This window comes from Winogradskyella undariae, from assembly GCF_013285155.1.
In the GTDB taxonomy this organism is placed as follows: domain Bacteria; phylum Bacteroidota; class Bacteroidia; order Flavobacteriales; family Flavobacteriaceae; genus Winogradskyella; species Winogradskyella undariae.
Window position 1 is genome coordinate 201024 of record NZ_JABTEL010000007.1, and the last position, 10632, is coordinate 211655.

Annotated in this window: 10 protein-coding genes; 3 read left to right on the forward strand and 7 right to left on the reverse strand. The window is 34.2% G+C overall.

Annotation, left to right across the window (positions count from 1 at the left end; all coding sequences use genetic code 11):
• Nucleotides 1–5: 5 nt before the first annotated feature.
• The 7 genes from pyrH to HSX10_RS11590 all read right to left on the reverse strand — a co-directional run bounded on the left by pyrH (nucleotide 6) and on the right by HSX10_RS11590 (nucleotide 5194).
• The gene (gene pyrH / locus HSX10_RS11560; protein WP_173588380.1) at nucleotides 6–713 is read right to left on the reverse strand and encodes a UMP kinase; all 708 of its coding nucleotides are present in this window, start codon (nucleotides 711–713) and stop codon (nucleotides 6–8) included.
• Nucleotides 714–1002: 289 nt separating this feature from the next.
• Nucleotides 1003–1977: a translation elongation factor Ts gene (gene tsf / locus HSX10_RS11565; protein ID WP_173588381.1), complete on the reverse strand. Its 975-nt coding sequence runs from the start codon at nucleotides 1975–1977 to the stop codon at nucleotides 1003–1005.
• An 83-nt stretch (nucleotides 1978–2060) separates the two neighbouring features.
• Complete coding sequence (rpsB, locus tag HSX10_RS11570; protein WP_173588382.1) at nucleotides 2061–2852, reverse strand: 30S ribosomal protein S2; 792 nt, start codon at nucleotides 2850–2852, stop codon at nucleotides 2061–2063.
• 173 nt (nucleotides 2853–3025) lie between these two features.
• The gene (rpsI, locus tag HSX10_RS11575; RefSeq protein ID WP_092465616.1) at nucleotides 3026–3412 is read right to left on the reverse strand and encodes a 30S ribosomal protein S9; all 387 of its coding nucleotides are present in this window, start codon (nucleotides 3410–3412) and stop codon (nucleotides 3026–3028) included.
• Entirely contained in the window at nucleotides 3413–3868 is a 456-nt protein-coding gene (rplM, locus tag HSX10_RS11580; RefSeq protein WP_173588383.1) for a 50S ribosomal protein L13, read from the reverse strand.
• Nucleotides 3869–4028: 160 nt separating this feature from the next.
• Nucleotides 4029–5000: an L-threonylcarbamoyladenylate synthase gene (locus HSX10_RS11585; RefSeq protein ID WP_173588384.1), complete on the reverse strand. Its 972-nt coding sequence runs from the start codon at nucleotides 4998–5000 to the stop codon at nucleotides 4029–4031.
• 44 nt (nucleotides 5001–5044) lie between these two features.
• Nucleotides 5045–5194, reverse strand: a complete 150-nt coding sequence (locus HSX10_RS11590; RefSeq protein WP_173588385.1) for a hypothetical protein — start codon at nucleotides 5192–5194, stop codon at nucleotides 5045–5047.
• 162 nt (nucleotides 5195–5356) lie between these two features.
• Here HSX10_RS11590 and HSX10_RS11595 point away from each other — a divergent pair, with 162 nt between their 5' ends.
• The 3 genes from HSX10_RS11595 (at nucleotide 5357) to HSX10_RS11605 (ending at nucleotide 10276) form a co-directional block, all read left to right on the forward strand.
• Nucleotides 5357–6988, forward strand: a complete 1632-nt coding sequence (locus tag HSX10_RS11595) for an ABC-F family ATP-binding cassette domain-containing protein (protein WP_173588386.1) — start codon at nucleotides 5357–5359, stop codon at nucleotides 6986–6988.
• Between the two features lie 208 nt (nucleotides 6989–7196).
• Nucleotides 7197–9173 carry a YgiQ family radical SAM protein gene (locus HSX10_RS11600; RefSeq protein ID WP_173588387.1) on the forward strand — a complete coding sequence of 659 codons (1977 nt, stop codon included), beginning with the start codon at nucleotides 7197–7199 and terminating at the stop codon, nucleotides 9171–9173.
• A gap of 176 nt (nucleotides 9174–9349) precedes the next feature.
• A complete protein-coding gene (locus tag HSX10_RS11605) occupies nucleotides 9350–10276 on the forward strand; it encodes a T9SS type A sorting domain-containing protein (protein WP_173588388.1) in 927 nt (308 codons plus the stop codon).
• The last annotated feature ends 356 nt before the right edge of the window (nucleotides 10277–10632 follow it).

Here is a 10632-nt window from a genome sequence, read left to right on the forward strand (position 1 = left end):
TAATATTATAAATCTACTTTCGTTCCTATATTTTCTCCAGAAACAACTTTTAGTAAATTTCCTTTTTTATTCATATCAAAAACAATAATAGGTAATTCGTTTTCTTGACTTAGTGTAAATGCTGTTGTATCCATTACTTTCAGTCCTTTCTTTAAAACATCTTCAAAAGTAATATCGTCAAATTTAACAGCAGTTGTGTCTTTTTCTGGATCTGCATTGTAAATACCATCTACACGAGTTCCTTTTAAGATGACGTCTGCTTCAATTTCTATAGCTCTTAATACTGCTGCAGAATCTGTTGTGAAGTAGGGATTACCTGTTCCTCCACCAAATATAACGACACGCCCTTTTCTTAAATGGCTCATTGCTTTTCGTCTTATAAACGGTTCGGCAACTTCATTTATTTTAATTGCTGTTTGTAAACGTGTTTTAATATCCGCATCTTCTAATGCATTTTGCAATGCTAAACCATTAATTACCGTTGCTAACATCCCCATATGATCGCCTTGTACACGATCCATACCATGCATAGCACCTGCAACACCTCTAAAAATATTTCCGCCACCTATAACTATAGCAACTTCAACACCTAATTCTGTGATTTCTTTAATGTCTTTAGCATATTCAGATAAACGTTCAGGGTCTATTCCGTATTGGCGACTTCCCATTAAGGCTTCACCTGATAATTTAAGTAATATTCTTTTATATTTCATTAGATCGTTTCTATTGCAGTTAAAGGGCTAATGTTATGTATTAGATAACATTTGTTTTGAAATAAGTAGGTATTTATGACTTATTTCATTCAATGATTTAAAAGTTGAGCAAAGCTACGTAATTATTAGCATCTGTAAAAGTGAAAAAAAACACAAAAGGATATTTTATTTATTAATTCTTATTCTCCTTGAAAACCTTGCTGTTTCGTTACTCTGTTAAAAACAAAAAACCACTATTCCGTAAAGAATAGTGGTTTTTAATATATAATTTCTGTTTATAAAGATAAGATTATCCTACAGAAGAACGTTTAAAACCAGTAACAGCAACGTCACCATAAGTTTTAACGTAAGCAGCAACAGTTTGCTTTTCGTCTTTGATAAATTTTTGATCTAATAAACATTTTTCTTGATCTAATGTTGTGTTATCAGAAATGAAACGCTCCATTTTACCAGGTAAAATTCTATCCCAGATTTGTTCTGGTTTACCTTCAGCTTTTAATTCAGCTTTTGCAGCTTCTTCAGCTTCAGCAATAACTTCAGGAGTTAATTGAGCCATAGAGATGTAACTTGGTACATTCTTTAAGGTTTTACCTAAACGACCTAATTCAATATTATCTTTTTCAATAACTGCGATACGAGCTTCAGTTTCTGAGGCAACAAAAGCAGGATCAAAATCTTTATAAGATAATGTAGATGCTCCCATAGAAGCAACTTGCATTGCTACATCTTTAACTAAAGTTTCAACGTTATCTACTTTTGCAGATAAACCAACTAAAGCAGCAATTTTATTAATATGAACATATTGTCCAACATAAGGAGCTTCTAATTTTTCAAAAGAAGTGATTTCTAATTTTTCACCAATAACTCCAGTTTGCTCAACTAATTTTTCTGCAACTGTCATTCCTCCAAAATCAGCAGCTAAAAATGCTTCTTTAGAATCTGCAGTTAAAGCAATATCACCTAATTGGTTAGCTAATGCTACGAAGTTATCATTTTTACCAACAAAGTCAGTTTCACAACCTAATACAATAGCAACACCAGCAGTGTTATCTGCATTGATTTTTGCAATTGCAGCACCTTCAGAAGAATCTCTGTCAGCTCTTTTTTCTGCTACTTTTTGACCTTTTTTACGTAAAACTTCGATAGCTTTATCAAAATCACCACCAGCTTCAACTAAAGCTTTTTTACAATCCATCATTCCAGCACCAGTTGCTTGTCTAAGCTTGTTTACTTCTGCTGCAGTAACTTTTACAGTGTTTTCCATAGTTTCTAATTTAAAAAAGTCGAATAATTAATTTTCTACAAAGAAAAGAACTAAACGACTTTTGAATATTTTCTAAATGTTATTTATTCTTCTTCTTGATCAGCATCTACAGCTTTTTCTGCTTTAGCAGCAGGTTGAGCTTTAGCTTCTGGTTTTTGAGATTTTGCATCTTTCTCAGCACGTTCAGCTTTTCTTTCGTTTAAACCATCTGCTACTGCAGAAGTTACGATAGATAAGATTTTGTCGATAGATTTAGAAGCATCATCATTAGCAGGTATTAAATAATCTACTTCACGAGGATCAGAGTTTGTATCTACAATTGCGAAGATTGGAATATTTAATTTCTGAGCTTCTTTAATTGCAATATGCTCACGCATAATATCTACAACAAATATAGCACCAGGTAAACGTGTCATATCAGAAATAGAACCTAAATTCTTTTCTAATTTTGCACGTAAGCGATCTACTTGTAAACGTTCTTTTTTAGATAAAGAGTTAAATGTACCATCTTTCTTCATTCTATCAATAGTAGCCATTTTTTTAACGGCTTTTCTGATAGTTACAAAGTTAGTTAACATTCCACCAGGCCAACGCTCAGTAATATAAGGTTGGTTTACTGCTGCTGCTTTTTCTGCAACGATGTCTTTAGCTTGTTTTTTTGTTGCAACGAATAAAATTTTCTTTCCTGATGCTGCTATTTTAGCTAAAGCTTCAGAAGTCTCTTCTATTTTTGCTGCTGTTTTGTAAAGGTTGATAATATGGATACCATTACGTTCCATATATATATAAGGAGCCATGTTTGGGTTCCACTTACGTGTAAGGTGACCGAAGTGTACACCTGCTTCAAGTAATTCTTTTACTTCTACTTTTTCCATTTTGTAATAGTTTACGTTCTGTTAAATTAGCAATGGTTGAGTGGTTGCTTTTGCTCGCCTCAATCATTTAGATGCTAAACTTTAAATTCTGAAACAATTTCAGAATTAATTCAATAAAATAAAATAATTCAGAACCTGAGAAATCAAGTCCTGAATTAAATGTTGTTTGGATATTAACGTTTTGAGAATTGGAATTTCTTTCGGGCTTTTTTCTGTCCGAATTTCTTTCTTTCTACCATTCTTGGATCTCTCGTTAATAGACCTTCTGGCTTTAATACTAATCTGTTTTCAGGATCAATTTCGCACATAATACGAGATAAACCTAAACGTATTGCTTCTGCCTGGCCGGTGATACCACCTCCATATACGTTAACAGTAATATCAAAGTTGCCATCATTGTTAGTCAAGGCTAAAGGTTGGTTTACTTTATACTGCAAAGTTGCAGTAGTAAAATAATCCGCCATGTCTTTTTTGTTTACCGTGATTTTGCCACTTCCTTCAGCAAGGTACACACGAGCAACAGCCGTCTTTCTACGGCCAATTTTGTGAATTACTTCCATTTAGTTAATTTCTTTTAAATTAATTGTTTTAGGTTTTTGAGCCTCGTGAGAGTGCTTAGTACCTGTAACAACTGTTAAATTTCTAAAAAGAGCCGCTCCTAATTTGTTTTTAGGTAACATTCCTTTTACTGACTTTTCTACTAATCTGTTTGGGTCTTTCTCAAACAATTCAGTAGCTGTCAGACTTCTTTGACCACCTGGATAACCTGTGTGACGGATATAACTTTTTTCCGTCCATTTGTTACCCGTTAAGTTGATTTTTTCAGCATTGATAACTATTACGTTATCACCGCAATCAACGTGTGGCGTAAAATTAGGCTTGTGCTTACCTCTTAAAAGTATTGCTACTCTTGAAGCTAGGCGACCTAAAGTTTGTCCTTCAGCGTCAACTAAAACCCACTCCTTATTAACGGTAGCTTTGTTTGCTGAAACTGTTTTGTAGCTTAATGTGTCCACACTAATTTGATTTATAATCGCGCCTTAAATGACGCAATTGATTAAACATTCCTCTTCAAAAAAGAGTTTGCAAATTTACGATAAAGAATGGATAAACCAAATCTTAATGAAATGTTTTTTTATACTGAAAATCAGACGGTTTAAAAAACAACCATATATATTAGTTTTTTGTCGCTCTTGTTAGTCTGTCATTTATAGATTTACCTAAACCAAAACCTGGGAATTCTTCAGTAATAATGATGTCTAAATCTTGCTTGTCTAATTGGTGTAATGCATCGTAGAGATGTGATGCTGCTTCTCCCATATCACCTTTTTCTGAAAGTATAATTTGTGAAGAAATATTGGGTGATTCAATTTTAGTTTTAAAAACTAAGACGCCAATACGTTTCTCTTTTTGATGTTTTACAGCTTCAAAAACGTTATTTGTTAAGATGGTTTTTGTCTTTGGTGCATAATGACGTGCTAACATTCCTGGAGCATTTGGGATGTCTGCTGTCTGACTCTTAATGGTATTTTTTATTTCTATTTTTCCAACTACAGCTTCAATATCTTCTATTGCTGTAGAACCTAATCTATATATAATAGGTTCGTCATTTTCAAATCCTATAATAGTAGATTCTATACCACTTGTACAATGTCCGCCATCTAAAACCATTTTAATACTATCCTTAAAATAAGTTTCTACATGTTCTGCTGTGGTTGGACTAATACTACTAAAAGGGTTGGCTGATGGTGCTGCTAACGGAAAATCTAATTGATTTAATAATTCTAATATCGTTGGGTGATTTGGTACGCGTACGGCAACGGTATCTTTGCCGCCAGTAATTAAATCAGGAATCGTATTTTGTTTCTTTAAAACCAACGTGATTGGTCCTGGCCAAAAAGCTTCGGCTAACAATTGTGCTTTTTTAGGAATGTAAGCAACAATATTTGGTAACTGCTCTATAGAAGGGATATGAACAATAAGCGGATTAAAAAATGGACGCTGCTTCGTTTCAAAAATAGACTTTACAGCTTTTTCACTGTAAATGTTTCCTGCTAAACCATAAACAGTTTCTGTTGGTATCGCTACAATTTCTTCTGCATTTAATAATGCGATAGCTTTTGATATGTCTTTTGAAATAATGCTCATAATCTTAAAAATACCCTGCAAAATTAATTCAAAATCTAATACCACTAAGATTTAAGACGCTTATTTTTATTTTCCTTTTTTTGTTGGTAAAGCGCATAGCCTAATACAGCCATTTCTAGACCTAAGATGGCAATCTTTGCCTTTTTACTTTTTGTAAATGCGCTAGTTAATCCTAATATTTTAGTAATTATCATAATTGTTGATATTGATTCATCACTAAAATTAAAGGATTTAATGCGTTCAGGTTAACTTAATAGCATTTAGAGTTGACTGAAATACAGACTGATATTATTTAGTAAACAAATTCTAGATGATGTCTTTCCATTTATTAGTTTTGCAAATTCAAAATTCAGAATATGATTTCAGTAGATAATTTAGCGGTAGAATTTAGTGGGCACACGCTTTTTAGTGACGTGTCTTTTACTATTAATGAGAATGATAAAATTGCCTTAATGGGTAAAAATGGAGCAGGAAAGTCTACTATGATGAAAATTATAGCTGGTGTTCAGAGTGCTACGCGTGGTAATGTAAGGTTCCCAAAAGATGCTGTGATTGCTTATTTGCCACAACATTTATTAACGGAAGATGATACGACTGTTTTTGATGAAGCGTCTAAAGCATTTAAGCATGTGTACGAAATGCGTGACGAAATGGAAGGTCTTAACAAGCAATTGGAAACAAGAACCGATTACGAGTCTGATGAGTACATGAAAATCATTGAGCGTGTTTCTGATTTAGGAGAGAAGTATTACGCTTTAGAAGATGTAAATTATGATGCTGAAGTAGAAAAAGCCTTAAAAGGTTTAGGATTTAAACAGGAAGACTTTACAAGACTTACCAGTGAGTTTTCTGGTGGTTTCCGTATGCGAATTGAGCTGGCTAAAATTTTATTACAAAAACCCGATTTAATTTTATTAGATGAGCCTACCAACCATATTGATATAGAATCGGTAATTTGGTTAGAAGATTTTTTACTGAATAAAGCTAATGCCGTTGTGGTTATTTCTCACGATAGAGCGTTTGTAGATAACATTACCAATAGAACTATTGAAGTAACTATGGGGCGTATTTACGATTATAAAGCAAACTATACACATTACCTTCAATTACGAGAAGACAGACGCATACACCAAGTGAAAGCGTACCAAGAGCAACAAAAATTTATTGCAGATAATATGCAATTTATAGAACGTTTTAAAGGTACATATTCTAAAACAAATCAAGTGACATCTCGCGAGCGTATGCTTGAGAAATTACAAATCATTGAGATTGATGATGTAGATACGTCGGCATTAAAATTACGTTTCCCAGCGACGCAGCGTTCGGGTGATTACCCAGTAACGGTTAAAGAGGTTTCTAAATCTTATGATGATCATATAGTGTTTAATGATGCTAATATGTCTATCGCTAGAGGTGAGAAAGTCTGTTTTGTAGGTCGAAATGGTGAAGGAAAGTCGACGATGATTAAAGCTATCCTAGGAGAGATTGATGTAGATGGAACTTGTAGTTTAGGTCATAATGTGAAAGTTGGCTATTTTGCGCAGAACCAAGCGGCTTTGTTAGATGAAGATTTAACTATTTTTCAGACGGTTGATGATGTAGCAAAAGGCGATGTAAGAACTCAGATTAAAAGTATCTTGGGTGGTTTTATGTTTAAGGGCGATGATATTGATAAAAAAGTAAGTGTACTTTCTGGTGGTGAAAAAACCAGATTAGCTATGGTGAAGTTATTATTAGAACCTGTGAACTTATTAATTCTCGATGAGCCTACCAATCACTTAGATTTAAAATCTAAAGATGTATTGAAAGAAGCGCTTCAGAATTTTGATGGGACTTTAATTTTAGTTTCTCACGATCGTGATTTTCTACAAGGCTTATCTAAAAAAGTCTTTGAGTTTAAAGAAAAACGTGTTATTGAGCATTTTGAAACAATTGACGCCTATTTAGAGCGTAATAAAATTGAAAGTATAAAAGCGCTTAACTTATAAATTCAGCAGAATTTTAGACTAAAACATAGGTCTTAGCAGATGCGCCCGCGTTAGTGGTGGAGGCATTTGTTGAAGCTCTTTTTGTATTGTTGCACTTATGCAATACAAAAAAGCGACTGCCGAAAGCACGACCCCTGGGTAACGCCCAAATAAAATACCTTAACTTTTTGTACTGCCTAAGCGGCAATATTTTAACTACTTTTGCAACGTGAAGAACGAATTACAACTTTCAGATTGGTTACCTACCACAAACAAAGAGGTGAAAATTCGCGGATGGGAAGCACTCGATGTTATTCTGTTTAGCGGAGATGCTTATGTAGATCATCCAACATTTGGTCCTGCGGTTATAGGACGTATGTTAGAGAGTTTTGGGTTACGCGTCGCTATTGTGCCGCAACCTAATGTGAAAGATAATCTTCAGGATTTTGTGAAAATGGGGAAACCAAAACTATTTTTTGGTGTTACAGGTGGCTGTATGGATCCTATGATTAGCAATTATAACGCAAATAAAAAACGTAGAGATAAGGATGCATATACGCCTAATGGAGATATTGGGTTTAGACCCGATTATGCAACAAGCGTTTATACTAATATTTTAAAAGAAAAATGGCCAGATACACCGGTTTTAATTGGTGGTATTGAAGCATCATTACGTCGTGTTACACATTACGATTTTTGGAGTGATAAGCTAATGCCTTCTATTTTAGAAACGTCTAAAGCAGATATGTTAGTGTACGGAATGGGCGAGCAACCTTTGCGTGAAGTAGTGCGTTTACTAGAAAGAGGAGTGCCTTTTAATAGTATAAATACGGTTTTACAGACAGCAGTACTTTTAAAAGAAGACGAAAAAATACCTAAGAATAGTAATTGGGAAGATATTGAAATCTCTTCGCATGAAGTTTGTCTAAAAGACAAGAAGAAATACGCTTCTAATTTTAAGGTGATTGAGCAGGAATCTAATAAGTTGGCTGCAAGACGAATTTTTCAGAAAATAGGGGATAAGACCTTGATGATTAATCCGCCGTACCCAACCATGACGGAAGCCGAAATTGATGCGTCTTTCGATTATCCATATACACGATTACCACATCCTAAATATAATAAGCGAGGACCGATCCCTGCGTTTGAAATGATTAAGTTTTCCATTAATATTCACCGTGGGTGTTTTGGTGGTTGTAGCTTTTGTACCATTTCTGCACACCAAGGAAAATTTATCGCGTCTCGTAGTCAAGAGTCTATTTTAAAAGAAGTAGATACGGTGGCCAATATGCCTGATTTTAAAGGGTATTTGTCTGATATTGGTGGGCCAAGTGCCAATATGTATCAGATGAAAGGGAAAGTGCAATCTATTTGCGACAAGTGTGTGGCGCCGAGTTGTATTTCGCCTGTAATTTGTAGTAACTTAGATACGTCTCATAAACCGTTAACGGAATTATACCAAGCGGTAGATAAGCATCCGAAGGTGAAGAAGTCCTTTATTGGTTCGGGGATTAGACATGATATGTTGGTGCCAGAATTTAATAAAAATGCCGATCCTAAAGAGTTAGATGATTATACGGAAGAAGTGATGACGAAGCATGTTTCTGGTCGCCTTAAAGTAGCACCAGAACATACGAGTGATCCTGTATTGAAATTGATGCGTAAACCGTCGTTTAAATACTTCCATAAGTTTAAGGAACGTTTTGATAAGATTAATATTAAGAAGGGTTTAAAGCTTCAATTGATCCCTTATTTTATATCTAATCACCCCGCTTGTGAAGTGGAAGATATGGCTAATCTAGCTGCTGAAACTAAAGATATGGGTTTCCAGTTAGAGCAAGTACAAGGTTTTACACCAACACCAATGACGGTTGCTACGGTTATTTATTATAGTGGTTACCATCCTTACACTTTAAAGAAAGTCAACACGCCTATTACTAAAAAGGAAAAGGACGAACAACACCGTTTTTTCTTCTGGTACAAGGATGAAAATAAAGCGTGGATTAAAAAGACCTTAAACAAATTAGGCCGTGAGGATTTACTAAGCGTTCTACTTCCAGAGAAAACCGAAAAGTGGCAGAAGAATAAACCCAAAGGTGATGCTAAAAACACCTTTAATGATGCCGTTCCTTTTAATCAACGTAAACCTGAGGATAAGGTGAGGTTTAAGGGTAAGAAACGCAGTAAGGCTAAGAAGCGACGTTAAGGATAAGTTATACTGCTTTATAGATTAATTTTAATAAATAATTTATAAAGCAAGTTTAAATATTTATAGCAATCAGGGAATCAATTGACTACTGAATTGTGGTTTTTTCAATTGTTAATTATTTCGTTTTTCCATTGTGTTTATATTAATTTTATTGCTCTAAACAATAAATAAATATGATAAAAAACTACACAATTGCCTTCATGTTATTACTTACAGGAGGTGTATTTAGTCAGGAAACAATTTCCTTTGAAACCAGTGAATCTTATACTTTAGGGACATTAAACAACCAAAATGGTTGGGAAGTTACAGAAGATAGCGATGGTGCTTTTCTTCAGAATCAGGTTGTTTCTAATGAGCAGTCTTCAGATGGTGCTTATGCTTTTAAAAATTCTTATGAGTCGGGTTTTGAACCTCAATGGTTACCAATTTTTGGTGCTGTAAAAAGTTTTGATACTCCAAAATCATTTGAGGATTTTACATTCTCTTACGATGTTATGGTAACCGAAAGTAATGGAGCAGATTTTGAAATGACGCTTTTTGGTATTGATGCCGATGATAATTTTGTTCCTGTAGCAGGTATCGCTATGGAATATCAAGGATTAATTTATACCATTGATAATATTAATTACAGCGCGTTTTATATCGAAGATGCAACATGGACTCCAAATACCTGGTTAAACATTAAAATTGAAGTAACGGCTACAGAATTAAAGTATTACTTAAATGATGTTTTGGCACATACACGAAGCAATTTTACTTCCGTTGATATTGTTGGTTTTAATATGCTGCATAACAATTATGGTGGTGATGCTTTTTACGATAATTTTAGTTTTGAAAGTGGCACCTTAGGGACTGACGATTTTGCAAAAGCATCAGCGTTGAACATTTATCCAAATCCGGTTGCTGATGAATTAAAAATTACAGGCATTCAGAACGAGCAGATTGCACAGTTGGCTATTTATAATTTAAATGGACAGAAATTAATGGAAAGTACATCTGTAGATGAGCTGGATGTTAATAATCTTTCAGGTGGCGTTTACATGTTGAATGTTGTAACAGTAGATGGTAAGACACATACAGAGAAGCTTTTGAAAAAGTAGCGTTAAGTAAATCTTATTTAATTGGCCTTGATTATTTTATAATTAAGGCTTTTTTTTTGTTTGATGGTTTTGTAAACTACTATGTTTTAGGGTGTTGTTTGTGAGAGGATTGTTAGGGAAACCCTTAATGAGCTACGCTCGGTATTTTCGATGAAAGAATTCTTTCATCTCAATAATCCTTTAGGGGACAATCTAGGCCAAGAAACATAAGTGTAAAGAATTAAATTTATTTTCCCAATTCCCAATCAATAAACCCTATGAATATTCTATTTTCCTTTGTCAAATGTCCCCTTGAGGGGACTTTAGGGGTGTTGAAAAGAAGAGTGATAAATTAGTACAATGAAAAACGAAATAAT